The sequence below is a fragment of the Roseovarius atlanticus genome (assembly GCF_001441615.1).
Lineage (GTDB): Bacteria > Pseudomonadota > Alphaproteobacteria > Rhodobacterales > Rhodobacteraceae > Roseovarius > Roseovarius atlanticus.
Window position 1 is genome coordinate 446,450 of record NZ_LAXJ01000003.1, and the last position, 12,974, is coordinate 459,423.

At 64.7% G+C, this 12,974-nt stretch carries 18 protein-coding genes; 8 read left to right on the top strand and 10 right to left on the bottom strand.

The genetic code is table 11. The features are described from left to right. Positions 1-3: 3 nt before the first annotated feature. From def to XM53_RS05600, 4 genes are all read left to right on the top strand, one after another. Positions 4-498: a peptide deformylase gene (def, locus tag XM53_RS05585; protein WP_057791099.1), complete on the top strand. Its 495-nt coding sequence runs from the start codon at positions 4-6 to the stop codon at positions 496-498. Between the two features lie 20 nt (positions 499-518). After that, positions 519-1,424, top strand: coding sequence for a methionyl-tRNA formyltransferase (gene fmt / locus XM53_RS05590; RefSeq protein ID WP_057791101.1), 906 nt, complete (start codon positions 519-521; stop codon positions 1,422-1,424). Positions 1,425-1,696: 272 nt separating this feature from the next. After that, positions 1,697-1,939 (top strand): hypothetical protein, encoded by a 243-nt coding sequence (locus XM53_RS05595; protein WP_057791103.1) that lies wholly within the window; start codon positions 1,697-1,699, stop codon positions 1,937-1,939. 12 nt (positions 1,940-1,951) lie between these two features. Further along, the gene (locus XM53_RS05600) at positions 1,952-2,191 is read left to right on the top strand and encodes a GlsB/YeaQ/YmgE family stress response membrane protein (RefSeq protein WP_057791105.1); all 240 of its coding nucleotides are present in this window, start codon (positions 1,952-1,954) and stop codon (positions 2,189-2,191) included. Position 2,192: 1 nt separating this feature from the next. On the opposite strand, the gene XM53_RS05605 is transcribed toward XM53_RS05600, so the two are convergent. The 10 genes from XM53_RS05605 to XM53_RS05650 all read right to left on the bottom strand — a co-directional run bounded on the left by XM53_RS05605 (position 2,193) and on the right by XM53_RS05650 (position 8,873). Further along, on the bottom strand, positions 2,193-2,816 hold the full coding sequence (locus tag XM53_RS05605; RefSeq protein ID WP_057791107.1) for a trimeric intracellular cation channel family protein: 624 nt from the start codon (positions 2,814-2,816) through the stop codon (positions 2,193-2,195). Continuing rightward, positions 2,813-3,280 carry a ribonuclease HI gene (rnhA, locus tag XM53_RS05610; protein WP_057791109.1) on the bottom strand — a complete coding sequence of 156 codons (468 nt, stop codon included), beginning with the start codon at positions 3,278-3,280 and terminating at the stop codon, positions 2,813-2,815. Before rnhA ends, XM53_RS05605 begins: the two co-directional genes overlap by 4 nt. Continuing rightward, on the bottom strand, positions 3,273-3,878 hold the full coding sequence (locus XM53_RS05615; protein WP_057791111.1) for a class I SAM-dependent DNA methyltransferase: 606 nt from the start codon (positions 3,876-3,878) through the stop codon (positions 3,273-3,275). The genes rnhA and XM53_RS05615 overlap by 8 nt, the downstream gene beginning before the upstream one ends. Next, on the bottom strand, positions 3,875-4,327 hold the full coding sequence (locus XM53_RS05620; protein WP_057791113.1) for a DUF3429 domain-containing protein: 453 nt from the start codon (positions 4,325-4,327) through the stop codon (positions 3,875-3,877). Before XM53_RS05620 ends, XM53_RS05615 begins: the two co-directional genes overlap by 4 nt. A gap of 61 nt (positions 4,328-4,388) precedes the next feature. Further along, a complete protein-coding gene (locus XM53_RS05625) occupies positions 4,389-5,045 on the bottom strand; it encodes a CDP-alcohol phosphatidyltransferase family protein (RefSeq protein ID WP_057791115.1) in 657 nt (218 codons plus the stop codon). Further along, positions 5,042-5,410: a hypothetical protein gene (locus XM53_RS05630; protein WP_201455390.1), complete on the bottom strand. Its 369-nt coding sequence runs from the start codon at positions 5,408-5,410 to the stop codon at positions 5,042-5,044. Before XM53_RS05630 ends, XM53_RS05625 begins: the two co-directional genes overlap by 4 nt. Beyond that, on the bottom strand, positions 5,407-6,357 hold the full coding sequence (locus XM53_RS05635; protein ID WP_057791116.1) for a phosphatidate cytidylyltransferase: 951 nt from the start codon (positions 6,355-6,357) through the stop codon (positions 5,407-5,409). Before XM53_RS05635 ends, XM53_RS05630 begins: the two co-directional genes overlap by 4 nt. Then, positions 6,354-7,013, bottom strand: coding sequence for a lysophospholipid acyltransferase family protein (locus XM53_RS05640; RefSeq protein ID WP_057791119.1), 660 nt, complete (start codon positions 7,011-7,013; stop codon positions 6,354-6,356). The genes XM53_RS05635 and XM53_RS05640 overlap by 4 nt, the downstream gene beginning before the upstream one ends. 206 nt (positions 7,014-7,219) lie before the next feature. Continuing rightward, on the bottom strand, positions 7,220-8,170 hold the full coding sequence (gene ispH / locus XM53_RS05645; protein ID WP_057791120.1) for a 4-hydroxy-3-methylbut-2-enyl diphosphate reductase: 951 nt from the start codon (positions 8,168-8,170) through the stop codon (positions 7,220-7,222). A 139-nt stretch (positions 8,171-8,309) separates the two neighbouring features. After that, positions 8,310-8,873 (bottom strand): LabA-like NYN domain-containing protein, encoded by a 564-nt coding sequence (locus tag XM53_RS05650; RefSeq protein ID WP_057791122.1) that lies wholly within the window; start codon positions 8,871-8,873, stop codon positions 8,310-8,312. A gap of 159 nt (positions 8,874-9,032) precedes the next feature. On the opposite strand from XM53_RS05650, the gene folK reads away from it, so the two are divergent. From folK to XM53_RS05670, 4 genes are all read left to right on the top strand, one after another. After that, positions 9,033-9,599 (top strand): 2-amino-4-hydroxy-6-hydroxymethyldihydropteridine diphosphokinase, encoded by a 567-nt coding sequence (gene folK, locus XM53_RS05655; RefSeq protein WP_057791124.1) that lies wholly within the window; start codon positions 9,033-9,035, stop codon positions 9,597-9,599. Between the two features lie 75 nt (positions 9,600-9,674). Then, positions 9,675-10,028 (top strand): DNA-directed RNA polymerase subunit omega, encoded by a 354-nt coding sequence (gene rpoZ / locus XM53_RS05660; RefSeq protein ID WP_057791126.1) that lies wholly within the window; start codon positions 9,675-9,677, stop codon positions 10,026-10,028. Positions 10,029-10,066: 38 nt separating this feature from the next. Next, positions 10,067-12,211 carry a RelA/SpoT family protein gene (locus tag XM53_RS05665; protein ID WP_057791128.1) on the top strand — a complete coding sequence of 715 codons (2,145 nt, stop codon included), beginning with the start codon at positions 10,067-10,069 and terminating at the stop codon, positions 12,209-12,211. Positions 12,212-12,230: 19 nt separating this feature from the next. Continuing rightward, positions 12,231-12,944, top strand: a complete 714-nt coding sequence (locus XM53_RS05670) for a DUF2062 domain-containing protein (protein WP_057791130.1) — start codon at positions 12,231-12,233, stop codon at positions 12,942-12,944. Positions 12,945-12,974 lie beyond the last annotated feature (30 nt).

The following is a 12,974-nucleotide window of genomic DNA, read 5'->3' on the forward strand; positions in this document are numbered from 1 at the left end:
CCAGTGGCGGTGCGCCCCTTCGTGCCCTGGCCGGACAAGCGGTTGCGCAGCCCCGCGGCCGATGTCGAAGCGGTGACGGAGGTCGAGCACGCGATCTGGGATGACATGATCGAGACGATGGACGCGATGCCGGGCGTCGGACTGGCGGCGGTGCAGATCGGCGTGATGCGCCGGCTGGCCGTGGTGGATGCCAGCGACGCGCGCGGACAGGCGGTGCGCATGGCGAATCCCGAGATTCTGCATTCCAGCATCGAGATGCGCGACCACGACGAGGCCAGTCCAAACCTGCCCGGTGTCCATGCGACAATCACCCGCCCGCGCGCGGTGACAGTTCGGTTTCTGAACGCGGACGGCGAAATGGAGGAGCGTGATTTCGTCGGACTTTGGGCGACGAGCGTGCAGCACCAGGTCGATCACCTTGGGGGGCGAATGTATTTCGACCGATTGAGCAAGGTGAAACGGGACATGCTGTTGCGCCGTGCGGCCAAGCGACGCTGAACCAACGGCAGGAGAGTGTCATGCGCCTGATCTTCATGGGAACGCCCGATTTTTCGGTGCCGGTGCTGGACGCGCTGGTCGATGCCGGGCACGAGATCGCGGCGGTCTATTGCCAGCCGCCCCGCCCGGCAGGGCGCGGCAAGAAGGATCGACCCAGCCCGGTGCAGGCGCGGGCCGAGGCTTTGGGGCTGACCGTGCGCCATCCCGTCAGCCTGAAAGGCGCGGATGAGCAGGCGGATTTCGCCGCGCTGAACGCCGATGTGGCAGTGGTGGTCGCCTATGGGCTGATCCTGCCTCAGCCCATACTGGACGCGCCGAAACAAGGCTGCCTGAATATCCACGCCAGCTTGCTGCCGCGCTGGCGCGGGGCGGCGCCGATCCACCGGGCTATCATGGCGGGGGATCAAAGAACCGGCGTTTGCATCATGCAGATGGAGGCAGGGCTGGACACCGGCGCCGTGCTGTTGCGCCGCGAGACGCCGATTGGTGCCGAGGAGACCACAGGGGCGCTGCATGATCGCCTGTCGCGGTTGGGTGCGGAGGCGATTACCGAGGCTCTGGCAGAGCTCGATACGCTGACGCCCGAACCGCAGCCGGAGGACGGCGTCACCTATGCCGACAAGATCGACAAGGCGGAGGCACGGATCGACTGGACGCGCCCAGCCGAAGAGGTCGACCGCCAGATTCGCGGGCTGTCGCCCTTTCCCGGCGCGTGGATCGACCACGAGGGCACGCGGATCAAGTTCCTTGCCTCGCGGATCGGCGTGGGCAGCGGCGCGCCCGGCGAGGTGCTCGACGGCGCGCTGACGGTTGCCTGCGGCACCGGCGCGGTGAAAGTCTTGCGTTTGCAAAAGGCCGGGCGTGGTCCTCAGGGGACGGAGGACTTCTTGCGTGGCATGGCGCTGCCCAAGGGGACCCGCCTCTGACCAGCCTTTTTCCTCTGGCCAGAAATATCCTAAAGCGTTCTGCCCCGATCACGTGTTCCGGGATTGGGGCGGAACGCCCACAACGTCGGAATGTCGTACCGCGATTTTCCGAAAGTCGCTTCGCCAGTCTTTCGAAAACGCTTCGGGGAGCGCGAGGGGCTGGCCCCTCGCCCCGGTCGCAGTGCGCGTGCGCAATTCGAAATGCCAGCACCCGCGCTTGCGTCCAGTCCGGAAACAGGCCAGCATCGCGCCAACCAGAGCAACGAGGTCTCATGTATCTGCAACTGTTCGGCACCGTCGTGATCGCCGGGATCGTCGGCTATATCAGCGAGAAATCCGGCTTTACCCGCAACGGCATCCTGCAATCCATCATCATCTGCGTCGGTGGGGCCTTCCTGTTCTATTTCGTGCGGATCATGTTCGGATTCCGGTTCGGCGCGCCGGGTGTGGATGCGATCATCTCGTCCATCGGGGCGCTGATCATCATCCCGACGCATTGGCGCCGGGGCCGCTGACGGGGGAGCGACATGGGGCTGATCTATCTTGTCATCATCGGGGCCGTGGCCGGGTATCTGGCGACGCGGATCATGCGGATCGACGCCGACCCGCTGGTGACCGTCGGCATCGGCATGGCCGGCGCGCTGCTGGGCGGGTTGATCCTGCAAGGCATCCTGGCGTTTCTGGGCCTGCTGGGCGGCATCATCGGCGCGGTGCTGGGGGCGCTGGTGCTGATCTGGGGCTACCAGGCGTACAAGGCGCGGAAATAGCCTAGGCCCGTGGCGGACGGGATCGGTAGACCGGCAGGCGCCAGCCAAAGGCCAGCGAGCCTGCGCGCAATGCCCAAGTGACTCCGGCGCAGGCGGTCAGGATGAACAGTTCCTGCCGCGTGATCAGCGATACCGCCACTGCGGCCAGCGACCCGGCAAAGGCGGCGGTGACGTAAAGCTCGCCCTGTTTCAGCACCAGCGGCACCTCGTTGCACACCACGTCGCGCATCAGACCCCCAAGGCAGCCGGTCACCATCCCCATGATCACCACGATCGGCAAGGGCTGCGCCATCGCCAGCGCGGTGCCGACGCCCGCGGGGACGGCCACCGCCAGCGCAAGGCTGTCGAGCCACAGAAGCAGGCGATACCGGCTCTCAAAGAGATGCGCGGTGAAGAAGATCAGAAGTGCTGCGGCACAGGCGGTGGCGATGAAGCTGGGGTTGGCGATCCAGAATATCGGGTTGCGATCCAAAAGCACGTCGCGAACCGTGCCGCCGCCAACCGCCGTCAGGCAGGCGATGAAGGCGAAGCCCACCACGTCGAGCTGCGCGCGGGAGGCGACCAGTGCGCCGGTCAGCGCGAAGATCAGCACCGAGGCGTGATCGAGCAGGAAGAGCGCCGTCATGACTTGGATTTGCCGGGCTTGAAGGGCGCCATGCCCGCGCGGGCCAGTTCGTCGGCGCGTTCGTTTTCCGGGTGCCCGGCGTGGCCTTTGACCCATTCCCATGTCACATCGTGGCGCTGGGCCGCGGCATCGAGGCGCTGCCAGAGATCGACATTCTTCACTGGCTTCTTGTTCGATGTTTTCCAGCCGTTGCGCTTCCACCCGTGGATCCAGCCGGTGACGCCGTTCTTCACATAGGCGCTGTCGGTGACGATGGTGATGCGGGTGGGTTTGGACAGCGTCTCGAGCGCGGTGATGGCGGCGAGCAACTCCATGCGGTTGTTGGTGGTCTCGGCCTCTCCGCCCGAAAGTTCGCGTTCCTTGACGACGGTCTCGCCGTCCTTGGCCTGCAACAGCGCGCCCCAGCCACCGGGGCCGGGATTGCCGGAGCAGGCTCCATCGGTATAGGCAAAGAGGTCAGCCATCGGCGGGTTTCCTTGCCAGGACCGTGACCCAAGGCGCGACTGTGCCGTCGAGGCCGGTGTCGGCGCCGGTGCAGGTCTCGATCGGGGTCAGGCCCGCGTCGCGCAGAAGGCCGCGAAGCTCGTCTTCGGTGACATAGGTGTAGAGGCGGCCGATCTTGTCGCGGTGAGCGCCTGTGCCGGTCTTCATGCCGATATGAAACAGCCCGCCGGGCCGCAATGCTGTGGCCAGCGCGGAAAGATACCGGGGCAGATCGGCGCGGGCGGCGTGCAGAAGCGAGAAGTTGGCCCAGATCGCGTCATAGGCGGCCACCTCGATCACGTCGTCGAACGTGGCGAGCCGGGCGGTCACGCCCGGTTTGGCATCGGCCATGTCGACCATTTCCGGCGTGGCGTCGGTGGCCGTGACGGTGTGGCCTTCGGCTGCGATGGCGGCCGAGGCGATTCCCGGGCCGCAGCCAAGGTCAAGCACATGGCTTGCCGGGGCGAGATGCTTGAGAAAGAGCCGCAGGACGGGGTCCTTTGCGGCATCCTTGGTCACGTCCGCGTAGCGCGCGGCCTCGGCGCCGTAGACGCGGATGGTCTCGTCGTCGCGGCTCATTGCGTGAGGCCGATGACAAGGCAGAGCAGCACCACGGCGGTGATCATCAGGCGCAGGCGCATCCACCAGCCCGGTGCCGCACCCGCGCGCCAGAAATACCAGTCGAGGCCAAGGATGCCGGTGAAGCCGATCAGCAGCATGATCCCTGCATTGTAGGCTCCGCCGCCCATGGTGAAGAACACCCAGAGCGCGGGCAGGACCGACAACACGTAGCCCAAGCTGGCCGAGGATCCGGTCATCTTGGTGGCGAACCCCCACAGAACCCCGGACATGAAGCTGAGGATGACCGTGCTGTAGAAAAGTCCCGCGTAGGGCCCGACGAAGCGGGCGCCCAGAATGCCCTGTCCCCAATCCGCGAGGCCCGGCGACAGCACGGTTGCCGCGCTCCACAGGAACGGCAGCAGGCCGGCAAGAGCGAGGAGGAGGGGCGTGCGGGGGATCTCGGTCACGGCGCGGGGCGGTCCTTGGTCGGTTGCGGTCGGTTCGGTTTAGAAGCCCGCCCGGACGGGATCAAGTGCCGGAGGTGTCGCGCGGCCGGTCATTCAGCGCACGGATCAGGCGCGCCGAGCGCGACACGACCGTCCAGGCCGTGCCGAGCACGGTGACGATCAGCGCCAGGAGGAGCACCCAGGCGGTGCCCCAAAGTGCGGTTTCGATGGCGGCCAGAACGGCGCCGCCAGTCAGCGCGGCCATGCGCTGAGGCTTGGCGAATGGCCCCGAGAAGTCCGAGCCCAGACCTTCGGCGCGGCCAAGCTCGCGGACATAGGCGGTGGCGATGGCCAAAGCGCCACCCAGCAGGCCAAGAGCCGGATGCCCGGTGGCCAGCCCCGCGCCGGTGAGGATCAGAAGGTCGGCGGCGCGGTCGGGCGCCTCGTTCCAGAATGGGCCGTCCGGTTCGGATTTGCCGCCTTCGACGGCGACCATCCCGTCGAATAGGTTGCACAGCAGGCGCAACTGGCAGCAGAGCGCGGCAAGCAGTAGGAGCACGCTCTTTGCGGTCGTGCCGGTATGGGCGGAGGCCCAGAAGGCAAGGCAGGCGAGGGCGGCGAACAGCACAGACCCCTGGCTGATGCGGTTGGGGGTCAGCGACGTGCGGCTGAGCCAACGGGCGGTGCGGCGAGCCCAGCCGGTGTCACGGCTGTTCAGGGGGCGGCGGGTGTCGGTCATTGGGCGTGCCTCAGGCGGAAATTGTAGAGCGCGGCGTAACTGGTGGCGACAGTGACGGGCAGGGCGAGCGTCGTGATGACCTTGGGTGTGCCCGCGGCCAGATGCGCGAGCGACAGGAGCGTGATCGACAGCACGGCACAGGCGAGCGGCGGCAGGATCAGGGCCGGTATGCCGGAGAGGTGCGGCAGCAGGCGCTCGATTACGGTTTTCAAGAGCAGGGTTATGCAGGCGGACAGCGCCCCCTGGATCAGGCCGGCTTTCACAGGCGCGGGCATCGGATAGGCGGAGTTGGCCCAGACGGCCCAGCCGCCCATCAGGACGAAACCGCCTGCCATGTGCGTCAGGTTCGAGCGTTCGAGGCTCACGTCAAAGACCAATAGTACCGCGTCAGGTGGAAAAAGAGCGGGGCGGAGAACACGACCGAATCGAGCCGGTCGATGAAGCCGCCATGGCCCGCGATCATGTGGCCCCAGTCCTTGACGCCGCGGTCGCGCTTGATCGCCGACATGACCAGCCCGCCGAAGAACCCCGCGAGCGTGATCACCAATGACATCCCGGCGGCCTGAAGCGGCGTGAACGGCGTGATCCAGAACAGCGCGGTGCCAATGAGCGTGGCCGAGGCGACACCGCCGATCAGCCCTTCCCAGGTCTTGGAGGGCGAGAGCGAGGGGGCGACCGGATGGCGGCCAAAGAGCTTGCCCCAGGTGTATTGCAGCACGTCCGACAGTTGGACCACGACGATTAGGAAGGCGATGAGCAGGACATTGCGCGCCTCGAAGCCGGGGATGTCGAGGAAGAGGAGCGCGGGCACGTGGCTGGCGCAGAAGACGCAGATCATCAGCGCCCATTGCATCTGGCTGATGCGGACGAGGAAATTGCGGCTGTCGCCTTGCAGGACGGCGATGATCGGCAGGATCAGGAAGGCGTAGACCGGGATCAAGAGCGACCACATGCCGTACCATTCGTACCAGATGAGCCAGTATTGCAGGGGCAGGATCACGAAGAAGGCGCAGGCGATGGCCCAGTGATCGGACGCGCGGCGCGTGGTGAGCGTGACGAACTCTCGCAGCGCGGCGAAGGAGGTGAAGGCGAACAGCGCGATCACCCCGCCGCGCCCGGCGAGGAAGGCCACGGCGAGAAACGCCGTCATACCCCACCATGCGAGGATGCGGGCATTGAGGTTCTCGATCGTAGCGTTCGTGCCGTCCGGTGCGACACGCTGCTTGAGCGCGTAGCCGATGCCGCTGGCGACGATGAGGATTCCTATGATTCCCGCCAGAAGGGTGAGGAAATCGGCGTGTGTTTCGTTCATGCCCTGGCCTCCTCTGCCGGTGCCTCATCGGCTGGAGCGAGCGCCAGAAGGGCGGTTTCGGCGCGCTTGAGGAAATCCTTGCGGTCCTCGCCGGGCGCGACGCGAATCGACGCACCGAAAGTGACGGTGCAAAGCAGCGGGATCGGCACCAGTTTGCCCTTGGGCATGACGTCGTTGAGGTTGTCGATCCAGACTGGCACCAGATCGACCTCCGGACGGGCCTGCGAGATGTTGTAGAGCCCGCTTTTGAAAGGCAGCAGGGGCTTGTCCGTGGTGTTGCGCGTGCCTTCGGGGAAGATGATGAGCGAGGCGCCGGTGTCGAGCCCTTGCAGGATGAGTTCCATCGGGTCCTGGCTGCGCTCCTCGGCGTTGCGGTTGATCAGCACGGCATTGAAGACGTCGCGGCCGATGAAGGTGCGCAGCGGCGATTTGAGCCAGTAATCGGCCCCCGCTACGGGGCGCGTATGGGCGCGCAGGGCGCTGGGCAGGACCGTCCAGATCAGGATGAAATCGCCGTTGGAGGTGTGATTGGCGAAATAGACGCGCTGGGATGGAACGGGTTCGACCCCGTCCCAGATGGCGCGGACGGCGGTGATGAGGCGCCCGAAGGTGGTGATGGCGCTGCCCGTCAGCCAGGCGAGGAAGCTGCGTGTCAAATGATCTGTCCCGTCTTTCGGGAAAGCCTATAGTTACCGTGGAAATTTAAAAGGCAGGAAAACCTGACTGGAAGCGAGTGGTCCCGGGTCAGGCCCGGGACGGGCAGCGCGGGAGGTGCCGTTGCTGCATTTTGATTGAGGTGGCGCTGGCGAGACGCGAAGGGCCAACGTATTTGCGCCGGGAAAGACCGTCGTGGGCCCTGTCGTCAGGCCGGTTCGCGCAAGACCCGTGGCACCTTGAATTCGACATTTTCCTGCGCGGTTTCCACCTGTTCGACGGTGACGTCATAGCGGGCTCGAAAGGCGTCGATGACCTCGTTGATCAGCACCTCGGGCGCCGAGGCGCCGGCGGTGATGCCCATCGTCGTGATACCGTCGAGCGCCCGCCAGTCAATGTCGGCGGCGCGTTGCACAAGCTGTGAATAGGAACAGCCGGCGCGGGCGCCGACCTCGACCAGGCGTTTGGAGTTGGAGGAGTTGGGCGCACCCACGACCAGCATCGCCTCGGCCTTTTCGGCCATGGCCTTGACGGCCTCCTGCCGGTTGGTGGTGGCGTAGCAGATGTCTTCCTTGTGGGGGCCGGTAATGTCGGGGAACCGGGTTTGCAGCGCGGTGACGATATCGGCTGTGTCGTCGACCGACAGGGTGGTTTGCGTGACGAACGCCAGGCGGGAAGGGTCGCGGACCTCAACCTTTGCCACATCCTCGGGGGTTTCGACCAGCAGCACGTCGCCCGGGGGAAGCTGGCCCATGGTTCCAACCGTTTCGGGGTGGCCGGCATGACCGATCATGATGATCTGAAGGCCGTTCGCAGCGTGGCGCTCGGCCTCGATATGCACCTTTGATACCAGGGGACAGGTGGCGTCGACATAGAGCATCTCGCGCGACGCGGCCTCGGCCGGGACCGATTTGGGGACGCCGTGGGCGGAAAAGATGACCGGGCGGTCGTCCGGGCATTCGTCAAGTTCCTCGACAAAGACGGCGCCCTTGGCGCGCAGGTCGTCGACCACGTATTTGTTATGGACGATCTCGTGCCGGACATAGACCGGGGCACCCCATTTGCCGAGCGCCATCTCCACGATCTTGATGGCGCGGTCGACACCGGCGCAGAAACCGCGCGGCGCGGCAAGGTAGAGGGTGAGGGGCGGCTTGGTCATGGACACTCCTGTTCGCCCCCCAGACCTAAGGGCTGTAAGGTGCGGCGTCCAGAGGGAGCGGGATATCGGTCACTACGCCGTGACGGCGCGGGGCGTCGGCGTGATGCGCGCCCCGGGCCGGTGTGGGCCTTGCAAAGCGTCAGGCCGATGCTTGCTGGCGCTCCTGCGCATCTTCGCGGGGGGGGCGACCGATGACTTCCTTGAGATCCTCAAGCTCGATGAAATTATCGGCCTGACGACGCAGGTCGTCCGAGATCATCGGCGGCTGGCTGCGAATGGTCGAGACGACCGAGACGCGCACGCCCTGACGCTGAAGGCTTTCCACAAGCGGGCGGAAATCGCCGTCGCCGGAAAACAGGACGATATGGTCGATCCGGGGCGCGAGTTCCATCGCGTCCACGGTCAGTTCGATATCCATATTGCCCTTCACCTTACGGCGACCCTGACTGTCGGTATATTCCTTTGCCGGCTTGGTCACCATGGTGAAGCCGTTGTAATTGAGCCAGTCGACCAGCGGGCGGATCGGCGAATAGTCATCGTTTTCCAAAAGTGCCGTGTAGTAGAACGCGCGAAGAAGCTTGCCGCGACGCATGAATTCCGTCCTTAGCAGCTTGTAGTCGATATCGAAGCCCAGCGCCTTGGCCGCAGCGTAAAGGTTCGAGCCATCAATGAACAGCGCGAGCCGTTCGTCCTTGTAAAACATCAAAATGTCCTTCCGAATGTGATTGCCCTGCCGCGACGATGTACTAGACGGTGTACCGGAGTGAGTGGATTGGGAACCCGGCAGAGCTAAGCGCTGTACTTAAAAGTTTAGTCGGACCTTCGCAAGACGGTTGCACATGCACAAGGATAAAGCCGGGGAATGTCTGAGCAACTCTACCTGATCGCATTGGGCGGGAATCTGCCGTCTGACGCGGGGGCGCCGGAGGCGACATTGCGGGCGGCGCTGTCGCAGTTTCCGGACATGGGCGCGAGCGTTTGCGCGGCCAGCCGGATGTATCGTACCCCGTGCTTTCCCGCGGGGGCCGGTCCGGATTACGTCAATGCGGCGGCAGCGCTATCCTTTGACGGCAAGCCAGCCGATTTATTGCAACTTTTACACGAGCTTGAGGGCCGCTTTGGTCGCACGCGCGTGCAGCGCTGGGGGCAAAGGACGCTGGATCTTGATCTGCTGGCGGCAGGGGACCTGATCCTGCCGGATGAGGCGACATATGCCGCCTGGCACGGTCTGCCGCTGGAGCGACAAATGCGGGATGCCCCGGATCGGCTGATCCTGCCGCATCCGCGATTGCACGAGCGCGCCTTCGTGCTTGTGCCATTGAATGACGTTGCGTCAGGCTGGGTCCATCCGGTGACAGGGCAATCGGTCGCCACCATGCTGTCCGCGCTGCCGAAGGACGCAGTTGCCGAGGTGGTGCCGCTGGACTGATTCTCTGCTTGTAAACCCGTGTCGGAGGCTTTAAATGAAAGGCTTCTTGAGAGATTTGCCCTATCCGGAGGCCCCATGGCGCGCGTAACCACTGAAGACTGCGTTGACAAAGTTCCGAACCGCTTCGACCTGGTGATGCTGGCCGCACACCGTGCGCGCGAAATTTCTTCGGGCTCGCCGATCACCGTGGACCGCGACAATGACAAGAACCCGGTCGTGGCGCTGCGCGAGATCGCCGAGGAGACGCAAGGCGCGGACGATCTGCGCGAACGCCTGATCGAATCGAACCAGAGCCAGATCGAGGTCGACGAGCCGGAAGACGATTCCATGGCGCTGCTGATGGGCGAGGAAGCCGAGAAGCCGGCCGACGACGATATGTCCGAAGAAAAGCTGTTGCGTGCGCTGATGGAGGCGCAGGGCCAAGGGTGATCCAAGGCCCCGGCGGCGGATGACGGAAAGCGGACCGGATGATTGGTGCAGATACGCTTGTCGATCTTGTCCGCGCCTACAACCCCAAGAGTGATGCATCTCTGATCCGGGCGGCCTATGCCTTTGGTCAGGAGATGCACGAGGGCCAGACGCGGCATTCCGGCGAGCCCTATTTCAGCCATCCGGTGGCGGTGGCCGCCATCCTGACCGAGCAAAGGCTGGATGACGCGACCATCATCACCGCGCTGTTGCACGACACGATCGAGGATACGCGGGCGTCCTATAACGCCGTGGCAGAGAGGTTCGGGGGCGAGGTCGCCGACCTTGTGGATGGCGTCACCAAGCTGACCAACCTGCAACTGTCGAGCACCGAGACGCAGCAGGCCGAGAATTTCCGCAAGCTGTTCATGGCGATGTCGAAGGACATGCGCGTGATTCTGGTCAAGCTGGCCGACCGGCTGCACAACATGCGCACGATCCGCGCGATGCGGCCCGAAAAGCAGCTGAAGAAAGCGCGCGAGACGATGGATATCTTCGCGCCGCTGGCAGGCCGAATGGGGATGCAATGGATGCGCGAGGAGCTGGAGGATCTGGCGTTTCGTGTGATCAACCCCGAGGCGCGGGCGTCGATCATGCGGCGGTTCATCACCTTGCAGCGCGAGGCCGGCGACGTGATCGAGCGGATCACGGGCGACATGCGCACCGAGTTGCAGGAGGCCGGGATCAAGGCCGAGATCCTGGGGCGGGCCAAGAAGCCCTATTCGATATGGCGCAAAATGCAGGAAAAGGAGATGGGCTTTTCCCGGCTGAGTGACATTTACGGGTTTCGCATCATCACCGCGTCCGAGGATGATTGTTACCGCACGCTGGGCGTGATCCACCGGCGGTGGCGCGCGGTGCCGGGGCGGTTCAAGGATTACATCAGCCAGCCCAAGTCGAACGGGTACCGGTCGATCCACACCACGGTGTCGGGGCGTGACGGCAAGCTGGTGGAAGTGCAGTTGCGCACCCGCCAGATGCACGAGGTGGCCGAAACAGGTGTTGCGGCGCACTGGTCGTACCGCGACGGCGTGCCGGCGGAGAACCCGTTTGCCGTGGACCCGGCCAAGTGGATTTCCAGCCTGACCGAGCAGTTCGATAGCGAGGAGGACCACGACGAGTTCCTCGAGGCCGTCAAGCTGGAGATGTATGCCGACCAGGTGTTCTGTTTCACGCCGAAGGGCGACGTGGTGAAGCTGCCGCGCGGGGCGACGCCGATCGATTTTGCTTATGCCATCCACACGCGAATCGGCAATGGCTGTGTCGGCGCCAAGGTGGACGGGATGCGCGTGCCGCTGTGGACGCGGATCAAGAACGGCCAGTCGGTCGAGGTGATCACCGCCGACGGGCAGACGCCGCAGGCGACCTGGCTGGACATCGCCACCACGGGCAAGGCGCGGGCGGCGATTCGCCGGGCGCTGCGCGAGGTCGACCGGGACCGCTATATCCGGCTGGGCCGGGAACTGGCCCGCGCGGCGTTCGAGCATGTGGGCAAGAAACCCACGGACAAGGCACTGGAACGCGCGGCCAAGACCTTGCGTCTGAAAGGGCGCGACGAGGTGCTGGCGCGGCTGGGCAGTGCCGAGCTGACCACCAGCCGGGTTCTGAACGCGGTCTACCCGGACCTTGCGCCGGACACCGGCAACGAGGTGGGGCTGGACCGTGCCGTTGTCGGGCTTGAGCCGGACCAGCGGTTTGACCGTGCCCCCTGCTGCCAGCCGCTGCCGGGGGAGCGGATCGTGGGGATCACCTATCGCGGCAAGGGCGTGGTGGTGCACACGATCGACTGCGAGAACCTGCAACGCTACGAGGAACAACCCGAACGCTGGATGGACCTGCAATGGCATGGCGGCACGCACGCCGCCGTCTACGAGGCGACGCTGGATGTGACGATTGGCAACGATGCCGGAGTGCTGGGACGTATTTGCACGTTGATCGGAGAGCAGAAGGCCAATATCTCGGACCTGACATTCGTGGATCGCAAACCGGATTTCTTTCGGCTGCTGGTAGACATCGAATTGCGCGACGTGGAACATCTGCACGGCGTCATTTCGGTTCTGGATGCGGAAAGCGACGTGGCCACGGTGGAACGGTTCCGCGACCCCGGCAGATTGGCCGTCAGCAGCGGAACAGAACAGAGCTGACCCAGAGGAGCCGCGCCCCGTGGTTTTCAAACGCCGTGACAGACTGCCTTGGTGGAAGGCCACGTTACGGTTTCTTTGGCCAAGATCGGGGTGGACGCGGGCCTTTCATTACGTGAAGCATCGCGTCAGGCGCCTGCCCGACCCGCCGCACCGGATCGCGCGGGGCATCTTCGCCGGGGTGTTCGTCAGCTTTTCGCCTTTCTTCGGGTTGCACTTTATCCTGGCCGCCGTCCTGGCGTGGATTCTGCGCGGCAACATCGTGGCGTCTTTGCTGTCGACGTTTTTCGGCAATCCGCTGACGTTCGTCTTCATCGGGGCGTCGTCCTTGCAGACCGGGTATTACCTGCTGGGTCTGCGCAACAATCCCGAGTTGGAGGCACACGGCTCGCTTGGCAGCAAGTTCGTGGATGCGGGGCGGGATCTGAAGGATAACCTATGGGCGATTTTCAACGACCAGAGCGCGGACTGGAGCCGGCTGACGGTTTTTTATGACGAGGTTTTCTTTCCTTACATGATCGGGGGGCTGATCCCCGGCACGATCGCGGGATTGACCTGTTACTATGTCAGCCTGCCGCTGATCCAGGCCTATCAGAACCGCCGGCGCGGGATGCTCAAGGCCAAGCTGGCGGCGATCCGCGAAAAGGCCGCCGAGAAAGCCGCCGAGAAGGCCGCGGCGAAAGAGGCGCGGGCCGGAGGCAAGGACAAGGCTGACGCCGAGGTCGAGAAGCACTAGGGTCTGACACGAGTCGTGCAATCAAAGCTG